This window comes from Phytobacter massiliensis JC163 (genome assembly GCF_000321045.1).
Taxonomy (GTDB): Bacteria; Pseudomonadota; Gammaproteobacteria; order Enterobacterales; family Enterobacteriaceae; genus Phytobacter_A; species Phytobacter_A massiliensis.
Genome location: NZ_HE578946.1, coordinates 727,390 through 743,692 on the forward strand (window position 1 = coordinate 727,390; position 16,303 = coordinate 743,692).

At 42.4% G+C, this 16,303-nt stretch carries 12 protein-coding genes, 1 other RNA gene and 2 pseudogenes; 7 read left to right on the forward strand and 8 right to left on the reverse strand.

Translation table 11 applies throughout. From position 1 onward, the window contains the following. Window positions 1-138: 138 nt before the first annotated feature. On the forward strand, window positions 139-1,044 hold the full coding sequence (locus ENTHG_RS13885) for a LysR family transcriptional regulator (protein ID WP_003863475.1): 906 nt from the start codon (window positions 139-141) through the stop codon (window positions 1,042-1,044). A gap of 170 nt (window positions 1,045-1,214) precedes the next feature. Here the strand turns inward: ENTHG_RS13885 and ENTHG_RS13890 are convergent, their stop codons facing one another. Together ENTHG_RS13890 and ENTHG_RS13895 are read right to left on the reverse strand one after the other, a co-directional pair. Then, window positions 1,215-1,913, reverse strand: a complete 699-nt coding sequence (locus tag ENTHG_RS13890; protein WP_032721142.1) for a DsbA family oxidoreductase — start codon at window positions 1,911-1,913, stop codon at window positions 1,215-1,217. Between the two features lie 68 nt (window positions 1,914-1,981). Next, complete coding sequence (locus tag ENTHG_RS13895) at window positions 1,982-3,091, reverse strand: alkene reductase (RefSeq protein WP_044180592.1); 1,110 nt, start codon at window positions 3,089-3,091, stop codon at window positions 1,982-1,984. 214 nt (window positions 3,092-3,305) lie between these two features. On the opposite strand from ENTHG_RS13895, the gene ENTHG_RS13900 reads away from it, so the two are divergent. From ENTHG_RS13900 to ENTHG_RS13920, 5 genes are all read left to right on the forward strand, one after another. Further along, window positions 3,306-3,647 carry a thioredoxin family protein gene (locus tag ENTHG_RS13900; protein WP_003863472.1) on the forward strand — a complete coding sequence of 114 codons (342 nt, stop codon included), beginning with the start codon at window positions 3,306-3,308 and terminating at the stop codon, window positions 3,645-3,647. A 155-nt stretch (window positions 3,648-3,802) separates the two neighbouring features. Continuing rightward, window positions 3,803-4,597: an SDR family NAD(P)-dependent oxidoreductase gene (locus ENTHG_RS13905; protein WP_003863471.1), complete on the forward strand. Its 795-nt coding sequence runs from the start codon at window positions 3,803-3,805 to the stop codon at window positions 4,595-4,597. A gap of 26 nt (window positions 4,598-4,623) precedes the next feature. After that, window positions 4,624-4,959 (forward strand): carboxymuconolactone decarboxylase family protein, encoded by a 336-nt coding sequence (locus ENTHG_RS13910; RefSeq protein ID WP_003863470.1) that lies wholly within the window; start codon window positions 4,624-4,626, stop codon window positions 4,957-4,959. 90 nt (window positions 4,960-5,049) lie between these two features. Next, window positions 5,050-5,601: an OsmC family protein gene (locus ENTHG_RS13915; RefSeq protein WP_003863469.1), complete on the forward strand. Its 552-nt coding sequence runs from the start codon at window positions 5,050-5,052 to the stop codon at window positions 5,599-5,601. An 87-nt stretch (window positions 5,602-5,688) separates the two neighbouring features. Next, on the forward strand, window positions 5,689-6,249 hold the full coding sequence (locus ENTHG_RS13920) for a TetR/AcrR family transcriptional regulator (protein WP_003863468.1): 561 nt from the start codon (window positions 5,689-5,691) through the stop codon (window positions 6,247-6,249). Between the two features lie 1,088 nt (window positions 6,250-7,337). Here the strand turns inward: ENTHG_RS13920 and ENTHG_RS13925 are convergent. From ENTHG_RS13925 to ssrA, 6 genes and pseudogenes are all read right to left on the reverse strand, one after another. Continuing rightward, window positions 7,338-8,576 carry an ankyrin repeat domain-containing protein gene (locus ENTHG_RS13925; protein ID WP_044180593.1) on the reverse strand — a complete coding sequence of 413 codons (1,239 nt, stop codon included), beginning with the start codon at window positions 8,574-8,576 and terminating at the stop codon, window positions 7,338-7,340. Window positions 8,577-9,710: 1,134 nt separating this feature from the next. Beyond that, window positions 9,711-10,607: a ParB/RepB/Spo0J family partition protein gene (locus ENTHG_RS13930; RefSeq protein WP_044180594.1), complete on the reverse strand. Its 897-nt coding sequence runs from the start codon at window positions 10,605-10,607 to the stop codon at window positions 9,711-9,713. Continuing rightward, window positions 10,604-11,499 (reverse strand): annotated as a pseudogene (locus ENTHG_RS13935) (ParB/RepB/Spo0J family partition protein). The gene ENTHG_RS13930 and the pseudogene ENTHG_RS13935 overlap by 4 nt, the downstream one beginning before the upstream one ends. After that, window positions 11,489-13,044: pseudogene (locus ENTHG_RS13940) on the reverse strand (recombinase family protein). The pseudogenes ENTHG_RS13935 and ENTHG_RS13940 overlap by 11 nt, the downstream one beginning before the upstream one ends. 282 nt (window positions 13,045-13,326) lie before the next feature. Further along, window positions 13,327-14,556, reverse strand: a complete 1,230-nt coding sequence (locus ENTHG_RS13945; protein ID WP_044180745.1) for an integrase domain-containing protein — start codon at window positions 14,554-14,556, stop codon at window positions 13,327-13,329. A gap of 165 nt (window positions 14,557-14,721) precedes the next feature. After that, window positions 14,722-15,084: a transfer-messenger RNA gene (gene ssrA / locus ENTHG_RS24325) on the reverse strand. Window positions 15,085-15,647: 563 nt separating this feature from the next. Between ssrA and ENTHG_RS25320 the strand changes: the two genes are divergently transcribed. Next, a partial coding sequence (locus tag ENTHG_RS25320; protein WP_122959179.1) for a BapA prefix-like domain-containing protein occupies window positions 15,648-16,303 on the forward strand: 656 nt, incomplete at its 3' end.

A 16,303-nucleotide genomic window follows, 5' to 3' on the forward strand; every position in this document is an offset into this window, starting at 1 on the left:
ATGACTGCATTGTAGGTTGCAAGACAGGAAGAGTTAATTCGCAATAACGAATCAATATTAATTCTATTTCTGCATTAATTGATGGTATGGTTTATCTGCTATGGCGGTGTTTTTTGATGTTATTATTGAGGTTGTTAGATGGATATCAAAGCATTACGTTATTTTTTGCAAGTCGCAGAGACCCTCAGTTTTAATCGCGCCTCTGAACGGCTCAACATATCACAGCCCGTAGTGACACGTGTTATCGCCCAACTCGAACATGAGATTGGCACCAGGCTTTTTGACAGAACCACCCGCCGCGTTTCATTGACACCCGCAGGAACTGTTCTGCTTAATGAAGTCCGGCCTCTTATCGCACATGTTGAGTCTGTCCAGCAGACGGTTCGTCATGTTGTGGCTGAACAAAGCGGTAAATTCACGGTGGGATATACCACTCTGGCTATGCAGACGGTCACTCCTGATTTACTGCGACTTTTCAGCGAGAAGTATCCTGAAATTGAGTTGGACGTCAGGGAAATGACCACCCATGCTCAGGTCGAAGCGCTGCTGTCAGCCGAAATTGATGTAGGCTTCGTATTAACGCCGGTTGAAGATGAGGCGCTGACAGTCATTCCGCTGCATAAAGAGCGACTCAGATTAGCCGTATCCAGCCGTCACCCGCAAGCCGCTCTGGCAGGAAAAAATAAACCGCTTCCGTTGGCTGCTTTTGCAAATGAGGAGTTTATTATCCCCTGCAAAGAGCAGTTCCCTGCCGTTTATGATGAAATTATCCGACTTTGTGAGGAGGCAGGATTTCGTCCCCGCCTGCGTTCATGTGGAGAAAACCAGACGTGTGTCGGACTGGCACGAGCTGGTCTTGGCGTAGTATTCGTCTCTGGCAGAACAGAGGATATTCCTTCAGAAGGGTTAGAATTTGTTGAAATAGCAGCACCGATACCTGAATTAGAAATTGCAGTTGTCTGGCGGACACGTGATCCCTCCGTACTATTACAGCCATTCAGGGTGTTGGCAGAAATAACCATAGAAAACGGAAGCATAGATTGAATTTATGTTTAGAAATCGAATTATCGTGAATGCCTGAAGATGCCCGCAAAATAACCGGGAAACAGGGGCAAAGTGAAAAAATTAATTGGCGAATTTAAGCTGACTTCCGGAACAATTTCAGACTGAAGATTACTGACGGAAGCCAGGTTAGCCACGAATGCCTGTAGACATTATTTACAACCATCTATTCCGCAGACCATCCCCTCCATGAACATGGACTCATCTTTGGTTTCTTCCCAGACTTGTCTCAAGGCGCTCAAAAAATTCGCGGCTGGCTGTGCGCCACTGATTGCATATTTATTATTGATCACAAATAGAGGTACGCCACTTGCACCTATCGCACGAGCCTTTGCCTCATCGTCATCAACAGAATCCCTGAATACAGGGTTTTCAAGGGCACTTTCAGCCTGAGACTCTGTCATACCGGCTTCAATTGCCAGAGCAATCAATACATCCCTGTCAAAAATAGAACGCCCTTCAGTTGTGGCCGCAGAGAACAACTTTTCTGACATCTGTGTTCCGAGCCCTGCCTCACGCGCAGCAGCTGCAAGGGTATGCGCTTCACGTGTATCGCCAAAAAGCATAGTGTCAAAGTTATAGATCAATCCCTCTGATTTCCCCGTGCTTTCAATCTGGTTCATCATTAACTCTGCGCCATGCTCACCACCAAACTTCTGATACAAAGCCGATCTGAATGGAATAGGGGGGTGGTCATTTGCAATACGATAGCTGTGATGACGTACATCGACCTGTTTAGAATATTCAAACTCTTCCAGACCCTTTTCAAATCTTTTTTTAGCGATCCAGCACCACGGACATACATAATCAGACCAGACATCTACTGAGATTCGGGGCATTAATGATTTCATTTTGTACTCTGAAGATATATGACAGGTAAAGTAAAATGCCCGGATTTATATTATCCGGGCCGACTTAATTATTTTTCGCTGTATACCGGGTAATCGGTATAGCCCTTTTCCGGAGAGCCGCTTACACCGTAATAGGTCGTGCGATCGCTTTCCGCCAGCGGCCAGTTATTTTTCATTCTTTCAACCAGATCCGGGTTGGCGATAAATGGCACACCAAACGCAACCAGGTCAACTTCGTTGTTATTCAGGCGTTCTTCTGCAATATCACGGCTGAATCCACCTGCTGCAATGATCGTCCCACCAAATGATTCACGGAAATCAGCTTTAAATTTCTCAGCGGCTTGCGGTGCGGTGACGTAGGTCGGCTGGAAATAGAGGTGCACGTAGGCCAGGGAGCGCTGGCTAAGAGCCTTTGCCATTTCTGACCAGGTTTCTTCTTCCCCGGCATAGGGGGCAAGATCATAGATGCGACCGAACGGAGAGAGTCGTACTGCGACTTTGTTGCCGCCAATTGCATCGGAAACGGCATCAATGGTCTCCAGCAGGAAGCGCTGACGATTTTCTACCGAACCACCATACTCATCGGTACGGGTATTCAGCTCACTGCTCAGGAACTGGTCAAAGATGAAACCGTTAGCCGCCATGATTTCAACGCCATCAAACCCGGCTTCCACCGCCAGTTGTGCTGACTTCACAAAATCGCGGGTAACGCGCTTCACTTCATACGTTTCGAGTGCACGCGGAATGCTTGGGGCAACCGGGCCGGGTTTACCACTTTCGTCCCAGGCAAATACTGTTGTATTAGTCGCAGGAATGGTGCCTGAAGAGACGGGGGCAATATGACCAGGTTGTAGTGAGGTATGAGACATACGCCCCACATGCCACAGCTGCGCGAAAATTCGGCCACCTTTCGCATGGACAGCATCCGTTACCTTACGCCATCCCTCAACATGCGCATCATTATAGAGACCAGGCGTATAGAGATACCCGCGACCTTCTTCGGAAACAGGCAGCCCTTCAGTGATCAGCAATCCGGCTGAAGCACGCTGCGCGTAATACAAGGCAACTACGTCATCAGCGATGTCATTCAACGTGCGAGTACGTGTCATAGGTGCCATAACCACGCGATTTTTCAGCTCAACGCCACCGAGGTTGTAAGGGGTAAATAACGTCTTCATTGCATTCCTCATCTTAAGAGTCACGAAATTTCTGGCCGCAACGACCGTTCTGGTCACTCCGTCAAAAATCACCCGCAGCATTAATCATGGATGTCGGGTCAATCTTGTCAGCGAGTGAAAGTGTGCGTACCATACCAACCTACTACTAGGTAGGCAAGTGAAAATATGTTTTTTCGTGCCGTAATGACTGATACGTACAACGCCGGAGATAACGATGACAAATGTACGCACCTACAATGAAGACAACTTTCATGATATCGCATGGGGTGAGGGACTGGCCGTAATCAGGTTCTTTGCACCGTGGTGTCCACCCTGTCGTGAGAGTGAAGCGGAATATTTGCAATTCGCAAGAAAACTGGGGCCACATGTCAAAGTTGGTGTGGTGAATGTTGATAAATCACCTGTTTTATCAACTCGGTATGAGGTTTTTGGGCTTCCTTCTGTTCTGGTGTTCAGAAATGGTCAGCTGATGAAACGTCTTACAGGACAGAAAACTGCAGAGCAATACGCAGCTATTTTTTCATCAATTACCGAACACGAAGCAGACGTACACTGACGATACCATCCGTTGGGTTTTGACGATGTTTTAGATGTCAGAACCCAACATCGGTCAGTAAAAAATAAAACGTAAACTTGACAAAGAAAATACTCTCGCCCAGACTACCTACCAGTTGATAGGCAACTACAGAAACTTACCTCACCGGAGGCATTATGCAAGATACACAGTTTACGAATCATAAAGTCCTGATCATTGGTGGCACCAGTGGGATCGGTCTTGAAACAGCAAAGATGGTTTTAGAGCAGGGCGGAAAGGCTGTCATTGTAGGTAGCCGTGCTGAAAAAGCAGAAGCCGCACGCCAAGAACTCGTGGCTATTTCGGGTGAGGAGAATGCATTCGCTCTGACTGCTGACTTATCCAGTATGGAAAGTGTTGCAAAGCTCATCGCTGCCCTGAAAGAGGATCACAGCGATATTGATATGCTGGTCAATTCCGCTGGCATTTACTATCCAAAAAGTTTCCTTGAGCATTCAGTCGTGGATTACAACAACTTCCTCGATCTGAACCGGGCATTCTTCTTTATTACACAGCATGTTGCTGCATCACTTGTAGATCAGAAGAAAGCTGGATCTATTGTGAATGTTACTGCAGTCGCTGCACGCCAGGCAGTAGAAACCATCACCGCTTCAGCTTACTCCATGGCCAAAACGGGTCTGGATACTCTGACACGCCACGCCGCAGCAGAGCTGGCTGAGCACGGTATCCGTGTCAATGCAGTAAGCCCTGGTATTGTTGAAACCCGAATTTTCGAACGTTTTATTCCGGGTGAACAACTGGATGGTGCGCTGGCCAGTTTCAATAACTTCCATCCGCTGGGCCGGAATGGTACACCGCGCGATGTTGCGGAAACTATTGTTTTCCTGCTTTCAGATAAAGCTTCGTGGGTAACCGGGGCAGTCTGGGATGTGGATGGCGGTGTAATGGCAGCCCGGAAACTCGGCAATTAATTTTTTACTAATCAGAGGAAATCATCATGTCTGCAGAATGGGGCAATCGTCTCTCCGCGCTGATCAAAAGCGTCGGTAATCTGGCCAAAACAAATAAACCTGTTGCTAACGCGTTTCATGGTCTTGAAACCGCTACGCGCGAAAACAGTGTTCTGGATGCCAAAACTCACGAACTGATTGCCATTGCTGTGGCAGTGACTACTCGTTGTGACGGTTGTATTTCCGCACACGTGGCCGCCGCCAAAAAAGCTGGTGCAACGAAAGATGAAATCGGTGCTGCAGTAGGGACTGCGATTGCGCTTAACGCCGGTGCTGCTTTTGTCTATTCAGCACGGGTAATGGACGCCTACGACGAGCTGTAATTCCGGCTCGGTTAGTTACCGACAGACTCAAATCCGGGCGCCTTCTGTAATCCGGCTGCCCGGTAAATCTCAATGAACAGGAATATCAAGATGACAGAGAAAATGAACGGTATTGATGTTGCTGCATTCCAGCAATTCGCCGAAAAAGTGACCCAAAACCCGGAAAAAGCAAAAGCCAGGTTTAACGTAGAGACCCGCTGGGCAGGACAGACCCGTTCAGTTTCTACCATGAAGTCATATGAACTCTTTGGTGACAGCATCGAGCGTACCTTCCATGTCGCCGCTGATGAACCATCAGAAATACTTGGAAGCGATACTGCACCTAACCCACAGGAACTGCTCATGGCTGCGCTGAATGCCTGTCTGACCGTAGCGTATGTGGCGGTAGCTGCCAGCAAGGGCATTAAGGTTAATTCCCTGAAAATCGAAACGTCAGGCGAACTGGATCTGCGTGGTTTCCTTGGGCTGGATGAAAATGTTAACCCCGGATACGATTCAGTCCAGTACACCGCGTTTATTGATGCTGACGCTCAGCCGGCAGAAATTGAAGAAATTCATCAGGCCGTACTGAAGACGTCACCAAACTATGCGAATTTCTCGCGTTCCATTAAGATGGAGCCGAAACTCGTCATTGCACAATAACCTAAGTTGCATGATGGCAGACGCCCTGATTTGAAACAGGAGCAAGCGCCTGCCCTTGCTTCGTCATTTTTCACACAGGTCGATTTTATGTCTATGGATACCCGACAATCATTAATCAATTCTGCAGAGTTTATGCTGCGTTCCAGAGGTTATGCTGCCTTCAGTTACGCTGATCTGGAAAAAATGGTCGGTATCAGAAAGGCCAGTATTCACCATTATTTCCCAAAAAAAGAAGATCTTGGTGTGGAAATTGTTGAAACCTACATCAATCGTTCGGCTGTGGATTTCGAAAAAATCGATCATGACTTTCCAAATGCTTTTGGTCGGCTCTGTGCTTTCGCTGCATTGTTTCGGGCTGCAATGGCTGATGGTATGTTACCGCTATGCGGAGCACTGGCAGCTGAAATGGCTGCCCTGCCGGAAACCATGCAAAGCCTTACGCGGAAATACTTTACCCTGCAACTGCAGTGGCTTGAGAAAACCATAGAGGAAGGTACTGCGGCTGGTGAATTCGCGGCAACAGGCACACCCCGGCAGAAAGCGTTTCAGATTTTAAGTCTCCTTGAAGGCAGCAGCTTTGTCCGCTGGGCAATGAATGACGGCACAGATCTGGAGCCGGCTGCTATTGGTGCTATTGTTTTCCATTAATCTGAAAACCTGCGGCCCGATTTACAATACCACTATCATTGTAAAATCGGGCGCCAAAAGAGCCTTTACTCCCCTCGGTAGTCACCTGCATATTATTTTATCCCTTGACCGCTTACCCTGAATGCCTGGTTTAGTTCAGGTCGCCACTATTTGACGTAATGACTTTTATGCAGGCCAAAGCTTTTCTTGCCCGAACATTCAAGCGTCATCAACCGACGTTATCCTGATCAATATGTATAAATCCGCAACCCCTGGACAACTTATATGTTTGCGTGTCTGGTACTGAAAGACTGGGTTAAATGAAGAAGAGTTACGTTAAGGTAACGAACGCCTGCTTTGTGTCAAGAGCGGACGTTACGCACGAACTATAGTGGTTAATGGGTGAGGTAGTATCCAAACTTAGAGTATTGTTCCACTCATCCAGAGTCAGAGTGAAAAGCATGCTTGCGGGCTCATTTTTCACATTATGAATATCACGCACATACCGGAGACCTGCTGTAGTCAGGAGCTTTTGGGATGCCAGATGGTTTGGTCTTACTAACGCAGAAATTTCAGCCAGTTTTAAAATACTAATTCCATAGCTGACCACATATTTAGCTAACTCTGTTGCCAGACCTTTTCCTCATCACTTTATAGAGAAACGATACCCCAAGTTAATTATCTGTGTATCAGTCATAACGGATAACGCTAAGTCCTCCAAAACCGATAATTCTTTCTGGATTTTTCTTCAGTGCAATAGCCCATTTCTCGAAACTATAATTTTCCAATGGCTAAGCCATCGACTCAAATCATTACATGTATGAAAATAGAATTTAGGTTATCTAACCCCCATTTAGTTAATTATCACATTAGGATTTAAGTTCATTTAGTGTGTGAGAATGTTTTCCTATACTATGTTGAAGGCGGTATTATTTATTACTGTCAGAGTGCCGAGGTCGTCATTCATACAACCTTTACTATGACGTAGTCAATCAGGGAGACGCTGATAGCTATATCACACTATACAGCGCCCATATTTATTGACGTACACATAATTTCTTACTGTAAGTATCGAGAGTGAATCAAAACTGGATATGAGAATAAAATCCTCACAGCCTTCTTTTACAGGCGGTGCGTTTTATATACGGTTTAATTACGGTTTTAAGCGTTTTATGTTCCCTTAGTGCAAGGTAGGCAAGAATTTCAGTGAGAATGTCCTGATCTTCAATGTCATTAATATTTACATTTACATTGTTTCTTATGAACCATTTAATGATCTCCTTGTTTTTTACGCTGACCAGCGGGGTGTCATACCATGAGCAAAGGGTGATATTGCTGAGATCAATAACTTTCTGCGCTTCAGTAATGAAATTTTTAATATCTTTGTTGGCGTATCTAACAACGCAACGGTCATTAATTTTGTAATCGATATTCTGGCTTTGCAAAAATTTAATTAGCTCAATGCAGCCATAAGTAAGGCGATTGAAAATTAATGGTCTTGCTTTAATAAGGTTAATGTAAGGTGTAAGCACTCTGAGACACTGGTCAAGTTGATAGTTGCTGAACAACATGGTCTGTATGTATTCAAAGACGGTTTCTCCATTATTATTAACACGGTTTATATCGCAGCCATTGTTGATTAAAATGTCTGTAATTGGTTTTTTATAAGGGTGAAAAATTAAGCTGTTCCCATTTCGATCCTGTATGTCAGGATCAAGGCCCGCAGCGAAATAAACATCCAGTAAGTCAGCATCTATGCCGATAATGTTAATGGAATTATGACCATATATATCCCTTTGGTTAACATTGATACCTTTCTTAATCAGCAGACGCTTAACGTCAGCCTCACAGATGTAGAAAAGCGCATTTCTTCCATAGCTGTCAGTGTGGTTAATATCTATACCACTGTCGATGAGTTCTCTGGCTGAGCTTTCGTTGGTCGCAAAGAAAAGCGCATTTTTATCTTCAAGTTCAGGGTGGTTTATGCTGATACCATTTTTTACGAGTAACTGAACTGATTCAGCGTCACTGGTGTAGAAAAGCGCATTCCTGCCCAGCGTGTCCGTATGATTGATATCAATCCCGTTCTCAGTCAACACACACAGGGTTTCTGGACAAGTTGCATAGAAAAGCGCATTCCTGTTAAACATGTCAGTATGATTAATATTTATTCCGGCATTAATCATTGCTTCCATAAGCTCAGGGTATCTGCAACCGAACAGCGCATTCTGGTTCGATGAATTTAGCGTGTTTATGTCAATTCCTGTCTTTAATAAATTTATGAGTTCTGCTGGTGATTTTATTTTAAAAAGTTTCAGGTTATTATCGATTAAAGATTGTTGGTTCATATTTTATCTCCTTGGTTATAATGCAAAACAACAATAATCAATGGATTTTTGTTTTTCAAATTTATTTTTAATTATTTTTAATGCGAGTGTGTTATACCATTTAAATTAACATAAGGATTAGCTGTCTGGTATAAATAAATATAGAATAATACCTGCAAGGTAGTATCTCAATTAATCACGAGTTAGTATCCGAACTAATCATGATTTTGCATGTATTCTCTGATAGTGGTTTGATATGCGAAATAATGTCGGGAAGCTTTGGTGGTGAATCCACACCGCCAACAGAATAGCGCGCACAGTAGAAACGTATCAGTAGAATGAACAGCATTACAGGTAGTGCTTTTCTTTTCTGACCGAAGGGAAGAAAAGCAAGGACAATCCGGAGAAGCAAGCGCAGCGGCTTCGCAGGGTTAGCCCTTGCTTCTCTTATAATTGGCATTATTCATTCAAGAACAATAGGATCTTCGCTTGTACAAGCGAAGCTATAATAAAAACAATCAATTAATTATTTTAAAAGTATTAAACAAGAACCTATTGACATTCATAAAATACAAGTTATTTATAATGTATGCCATAAATAAAAAGTTTTATGTCATATGTATCCTGCACTATGTGCAGTTAATGTACCACTTGTCCCATATATGGGAATATTGGAAAGGTTACTTTGTTTTGAAGTAGCCTTTCGTCCTTCAATATTAACGATTACTTATTGCTATTACCAAGTCCAGTCGAATCGAAGAACATCTTTTATCTGAAACGACTCCTAATACCCGGTTAAAGCCACAATATCTCTCGCATACGTAGACCAAAGAAAATTATGATATTAACTATGTGATTTTTTAGTGTTAAGTTGAATAATTAAATACTGGAGAGTTTTCTGTGCACTACCAATTGCTGGTTCATCTGTTCTGCCGCTGATGTTTCTGACTAATCTGCCGGTGACACAGAACTGTCCCTCTCTACCAGCCTTTATTCGACTCAATGTCCGGCTGCTGATACGCAGTTATCCCTTCGTATCAATGACTGACACTTAAACGTAATGCTTTGGTTGCTGGCGTATCTGACAGCTTCTTCGGCGTGAAGGTCGTTGTGTAAGTATACTTCTTGGTTTATTTAGGCTATATAAAACCATGACTATGACTTGCTGTTTTCAGTAAGAGTCTTATCATCCAAAGAATTTATTCTAGAAATTCTTTTTAACTCATTAAGATAATCAACCTCGTTTTCTAAGAACCAATGAAGAACTTTAGAGTTGCCAAGTAATTTATTAATATATGACTGGATTATAACGAATTTCAACATATCTGAACCATACTCGGTTTGAAGCTTTTTCGTTTCTTCCGAAGTTGTTGCCATTTCTTGTTCCAGACGAAGTATGGTTTTTTTTATGTCCTTTTTATAGGGAGTGTTTTTCCCTTTATTTACTATCATCGATGCCGGTGTTGCATCCAAGATACTCATTGCAAATTTTTTACTATAATTATCAAAATTAATCATTGTACCGACTGCTTCAATTTGGCGAATTGGCTTCATTTTCCTCAAAACGTCAAATGTAGCCTTAGGTATAGGTTTATCAGAAAGTTTCGCAATTACACTTGGATCTATGCCGTTCATCACATTCGCTTTATCTTTTATGGCATCAACAGATATGCCCAAAGCAGCACTAAGTTTTTCAATTGATACTTTTGCCAGAGACTTAATTATCATTCTATGTTCTTCAACTACATTTATATGATTCACTTGTTTGTTAGGAGTGAAAGCATCATCTATGCTCGAAAGTATACATGGAGCTTTTTCTATACCTAAGTCTTTTAAAGCCTCAACCCTTAAATGGCCATCAAGTATCTTAGTGACATCTTTATCTTTGTCATAGAATACTATTATTGGTTCAATAATACCTAAGCTTTCGATAGAGGTAACTATTTGATGATATTTATGGCTTCGCTTTACGTTTTCTAATAATTCCTTAGATGGAATTAACTTATTAGTTTCCAGGAAAATAAAATTATCGCCAAAACGTATCTGAATCATTTTAATATCTCTTTGTTTACAGGGGTTAATATCTGAGATGGTAGTTCTGAAAGATTCTCTTGTTCAAGTATATGTTGAAAGCTTTTATTCATCATTATGATGTTAAAAATCTCATTTACTATTAGTAGGTTGGTTTTTATGAATTTTGAGTTGTTATAAACAGATTTATGTTCAGCGATACTATTTTCATAAAGCTCAATCAACTCCTCTGCAGTCATCCTTTTTGATGGTTTGTGATAATAAAATCCGGCTGCTTTTGCACCTTTATTCCCAACTGTTCTTTGATTTAGAATGTGTTTTATCTTTATAATGTCCCGACTTTTTATTAATTTTTTATCATATGCTTCGGTAAGAATATCTTGTGCTTCCTCAGTTTCACATCTTGCAAATTGCACTGCGAGATACAGAGGCAAATTACCCCGTTCGACTGCTGAGAGAAGTTTATGCTCTCCTTTATCAAGTAGCATATTAATACTGCTCACCCAGTTCGATGAATATCCAGTAATCTCACTTATTTCGGAGTCTGAAAGCCCTCTGATTTTCATGTCTTTAATCACCTGTAATAACTCATTAGAACGTGGTCTTCTCCTTGCAATGTTTTCAACTAAACTCATAACGTAAGCATCTTCTTCTGATACATCTCTTATAATTGCTGGAATAATAGTTTCACCTAATGCAACGAGAGCCTCTATTCTCCCTTGACCACAAATTAAAGCATATTTGAAATCGCCTTCATCAATAGCTCTTACGCTTATAGGCTTGCTTAATCCTCTTTTTTTATGCTTTCCTTTATTTCTTCATGCACTAGCTTATTTCTTGTTCGTGGGTTAAGAAATTTTATTTTTGCAATCTCAATTTGAATTATTGGGAATTCATTTTTTTCAGGCAGCATATAGTTCCCTCACTTTCATGCGAGTAATAATTTGTAGAAGTTTATCAAGATTATCAAATCTATAGAGATCTAATCGAATGTTGTTTGTTTCCGTCATGCACATTTTATTATATTCGTTTTCAATCTTTGGTATGATATAAAAATCAAGAGGTGAAATATTTTGTGAATTCATTCGTATAACAATTGTTATGTCTGCTTTCTGTGAGTTATCAAACCGGACTTTCCATCTAAGTTTACCTGATTTCATATGTATGCATTTAGTAACAAGGACGGAAATTAAAAACTCATCATTGATGTAAAGCATTGGGGCATATTTATACTCGTCTATATGACAGTTACTTTTAAAATTTCACCCTTAAAATCCTCAATTATCTCTGAGTAAAATGATCTTAGTGCTTCATTTATTTTGAGATAGCTGTAATCATGTTCTGGCTTATAACCAATCAAAGTATATGCTCTTAAAAGACCACCAAATCGGGTTCTATAAACAGAAGATGAAGGGCCTGTATCATCTTCATCAATGATAAAGCCTGATAGTTTTCCATTAGATTCTAATTTTTGTTTTAGTTTTTCTAATAGATCTTCATTAGTCAAATGAATGGATCGGAGCTGAATTATTTCTTGAGCTTTATTGTATTTTTTCTTTGAAATAATAGGTTTATATGCCTTGTCACATCTAACCCATTCATGTTTGGGGTTTTTTACAAGCCTACTTTTTAGTTTAGATGAGGTTTTGTTATATATGTTGTTTCCAATATATTTTTCATTTGTCAAAATTTGATGTATTTTTGCACGAGTCCATAATGTTCCATTTTCTGCAGGTATGTTCTGTTCATTTAATCTCTCAGCAATAATGAATTCTGGGACATTATTATCTATAAAGAGATCATATATTCTATTTACAATTTTTATTTCATTTTTTGGTCCCGGAATTAATATTACCCTATCTGTTTGAATACTCTTTCTTTTGCGGAAACTCAATATTTCTTTAGCTATGCCATTTTCGTCTACTAAAAGACGTCTCAGCCCATAACCAGCCATACCGCCTTGATGATAACCAAGCTTTATTAAATTTACTTGCCCTATAAATACCTTTTCAGATAAATTCCTGCTGTGATATGCAGCACTAGATCTTTTTATATTCAGTATAACAGAGGACTCTAAAGGGAAATCTTTAGTGGGTATAGGTTCGGAACAATATATAAGATCTACACCATTTCTCTCAAATAGAAAGGAATAATATGCCGCTTCATCACTATTTTGAAAACGACCAAAACGGCTCACATCATAAAATAATACAGCCTGTATATCTATTCTCTTTTGTTCTACATCGCTAAGTAACTGCTGCAAAGAATGCCTGCCTACGATACTGACTCCGCTCTTACCTGCATCATCGTAGGTATAAGCGATTTCCATATTGTTCTTTTCAGCATAATCTTTGATATATTCGGACTGATTATGTAAAGAATATTGCTGATGGTCGGTAGACATCCTCAAGTACTGCGCGACCCTAACTCTATGATTTTTGTCATTTTCGCTAGCCATGCACGAAACCTCATGGATGATTCAATACAATGTAGAGGATAAAATTGATCAAATTTTAACCGAATTCAACTGTTTTATCATTGATTAGAGCGAATTTGGTAGATCTTCGAGGTGTATGATAATCGAGAAGAGATGTGAATTATTTAGCTGATATGACCGACAGCTTTCGTTATTTGGCCTCAAGGTACCCATTCGTAAATGGCTATGCTTAGTCCACATAGGTTAATGGTGTGATCATTAATTCTTCAAATAAATCAAGATAGTTAACCCAACATGGAAAAGTTATGCGGCAATAACTTTGTATTTTTGAGACGAAACATAGTCACTCCACCATTGCATGAGAACCACACGTTCTGTGAGATACTCTGCACGATTGTATGCTGCAATTATTTCATCTTTTTTCGAGTGGGCAAGGGCGGCTTCTAAGACATCAGTTCTAAACTTGCCACACTCCTCAGCAGCCGTTCTGGCGATTGATCGCATACCATGAGCTACAAGCTCACCTCCGAAGCCCATACGGATTATAGCCGCATTAGCTGTTTGTTCATGCATGTGATTGAGTGGAGCTTTGATACTGGGAAAAACCCACTCTCTATGCCCGCTGATGGCTTTCATTGAATCCAAGACTCGCAAAGCTTCTTTGCTCAGTGGAACTTTGTGAGGTTTCTTCATTTTCATAAACTCCGCCGGGATGTTCCACATGCCGGTTTCTATATCAATATCTGACCATCTTGTGCGAACAGCTTCACCAGGGCGAACCCATGTGAGAAGTTGCCACTCAATCAGTAGCCTTGTTTCTAAACGGACAGAAGCATTGTTTAAAGCAACCAGGAAGCGGGGGAGTTCGGAAGGGGGTAATGCTGGCATATTCTGTTTTTTTGGCTTGCTAAACCGTTTCCCCAGGTTGTCAGCCGGATTGAATTCTATGAGTTCTTCTGTTGCTGCATAGCGGAAAATTTCATTCAGGCGGGATATGATGCGGCGAAGTGTTTCAAGGACACCTCGTTTTTCTATGGGTTCTAAATGCTGTTTAAGCATTTTAGGGCGAATCTCCTTAATGGGGGTATCACCCAACGTTGGAAAGATATTTCTCTCTAGGCTTCGCCAGATGTCGTTAGCATGATCCTGGGAGATGCCTGACGTTTTGACTTTCTCATCAAGCCACTTCTTGGCTACTGCTTGAAATGTATGTTCCGTGGCATCCTTAAGGGCATTGGCTTTGCGGGTGTTATGAACTTGTGGGTCTATACCATTTGCAAGCAACGACAAGTACTCATCACGTAAAGCTCGTGCCTTCGCAAGTGTAAGGTAAGGATAGGTTCCTAAGCTTACCTTAGTTCGCTTTTTGGTCACAGGCACTGCATATCTGAAATACCAATTTTTCTTTCCTCCCTTCGCCAAGGGGGCGATTCGCAGGAGCAAACCATCGCCGTCAAAAAGGTTAACCTCTTTCTCGGCAGGTTTGGTGCTTTTGATTTCAGTGTCAGTGAGCTTCTTAGCGATTTTTGCCATGTTTGGGACCCTCATGTTTGGACCCTTTGTGTTGGGTCCCAAAAAGGGTGCCATAACGAGTAGATTCTAGCAATTCTCGGTAGACTACTATAGACGTAAAAAAGCCCGCAAGGCTGGTTCCATGCGGGCTTGATAGACTTCACTGAACTTCAATATATCAAAAATTGGTGGAGCTGGCGGGAGTTGAACCCGCGTCCGAAATTCCTACATCCTCGGTACTACATGCTTAGTCAGTCTTTACATTCGCCTGGCACCTGCGGACAGACACGCCACTACCAGACTAGCCTGATTAGATTTAACGCTTCAACCCCAGGCAAGGCATCCACGCGATCTCTTTTGGGTTTGACCTCTCTTGAATCCCCGTCTTAAGAGCGGAAGCTAGGGAGAGAGGGCTCTAAGCAGGTTATTAAGCTGCTAAAGCGTAGTTTTCGTCGTTTGCGACTATTTTTTGCGGCTTTTTACGAGGCCAACCGCCCCTCGGCATGCACCTTGGGTTTCGCAAATCCCGTCGAATCCAGAATCAGCCCCAATGTGTTAGCGCAAGTATAACAGATTTATGACGCTGCATACCAGTCCATATCGCTGCGACTTTTGTGCTACCTGTGGTTGCGCAAAGTATGAGCAGCCCGCGTTTACGCTACTTTACATCTGCTGAAACGGTTTTTACCCGCTGGCGTTTATTTTGTTAATAAAAGCGAAAAACACTATATATCATACACGGTTAATAATTCATTCTGCAAAAGGATTATTTAAATTACATTTAATAACTTATAACGGTATTTAAGCGCGGCTTAATAGTTACTTAAAAAAACGCAGGATATATTTTGTTTTCATAAAATTTGCCAGAAATTGTGATGCCGATATTTGCTTAAACAGCGAACCTTGCTTATATGTTTTATTAACACCGTTTTAACCTTGTAAAAGGCGATAAATTGATGAGTTGTAGATAAATCAATAACTTAAGCTTCGCTTAAAAAACGTTTAGCAAGACTTTTTATCATCGCCAACAAAAAACGGTGCGTGCCTTCCTGTGCCTGAATAATTGTTGGTGGCATCACCATTTATTACTCTGGCGCTTGAGGTGAAATATTATGGCCCCGCAAAATAGCCTTCCCGGTTCCGTGGATATAATAAATCAAAAAACTGGCAATGTGGTCGCGCAATATGCGCAGAATAGTGACCGCGTTGTTAATCTGACTGAAACCAGTATTGTCCGGATTAATGCTTCACCTGAGTCAGTGAACTTCTATGAGCGCCAGGGAAATGACCTGATTGTCCATATGAAAGATGGGACAACTGTTCGCTACCAAAGTTTCTTTGAGCTTAACGAAGATGGCCTGCACAGCCAACTGGTCTTTGATGACAATCTCGGCACCCACCACGCGGTATTCCCCTACGCGGCGGAGGCTGGCCCGGCGACGGCGGAAGCCATTGTGCCCACCTATGCGGATGTCGGCATGGATTCACTGGTAGGCGCGAGCGGTATCTCAGCGCTGGCCGTTCTTGGCGGTATTGCGGCGGTCGGCGGCATCATCGGTATTGCTGCTGCCTCCGGTGGTGGCGGCGGTGGTGGTGGCGATGACAATAACGGCATTCCCGGCGGCGGCAGCAATCCGGATAATCCGGGTGGCGGCACCAGTCCGGGCGGCGGGGACAACGGCGGCGGCACCAGTCCGGGCGGCGGCGATAACGGCGGCGGCACCAGTCCGGGCGGCGGCGATAACGGCGGCGGCACCAGTCCGGGCGG

Bases quoted from the DNA above. Each gene is read 5' to 3' on its own strand.
- ENTHG_RS13910 (WP_003863470.1), top strand. From the start codon at position 4,624: ATGTCTGCAGAATGGGGCAATCGTCTCTCCGCGCTGATCAAAAGCGTC.
- ENTHG_RS13920 (WP_003863468.1), top strand. From the start codon at position 5,689: ATGTCTATGGATACCCGACAATCATTAATCAATTCTGCAGAGTTTATG.
- ENTHG_RS13930 (WP_044180594.1), bottom strand. From the start codon at position 10,607: ATGATTCAGATACGTTTTGGCGATAATTTTATTTTCCTGGAAACTAAT.
- ENTHG_RS13895 (WP_044180592.1), bottom strand. From the start codon at position 3,091: ATGAAGACGTTATTTACCCCTTACAACCTCGGTGGCGTTGAGCTGAAA.
- ENTHG_RS13915 (WP_003863469.1), top strand. From the start codon at position 5,050: ATGACAGAGAAAATGAACGGTATTGATGTTGCTGCATTCCAGCAATTC.
- ENTHG_RS13885 (WP_003863475.1), top strand. From the start codon at position 139: ATGGATATCAAAGCATTACGTTATTTTTTGCAAGTCGCAGAGACCCTC.
- ENTHG_RS13900 (WP_003863472.1), top strand. From the start codon at position 3,306: ATGACAAATGTACGCACCTACAATGAAGACAACTTTCATGATATCGCA.
- ENTHG_RS13925 (WP_044180593.1), bottom strand. From the start codon at position 8,576: ATGAACCAACAATCTTTAATCGATAATAACCTGAAACTTTTTAAAATA.
- ENTHG_RS13945 (WP_044180745.1), bottom strand. From the start codon at position 14,556: ATGGCAAAAATCGCTAAGAAGCTCACTGACACTGAAATCAAAAGCACC.
- ENTHG_RS13890 (WP_032721142.1), bottom strand. From the start codon at position 1,913: ATGAAATCATTAATGCCCCGAATCTCAGTAGATGTCTGGTCTGATTAT.
- ENTHG_RS13905 (WP_003863471.1), top strand. From the start codon at position 3,803: ATGCAAGATACACAGTTTACGAATCATAAAGTCCTGATCATTGGTGGC.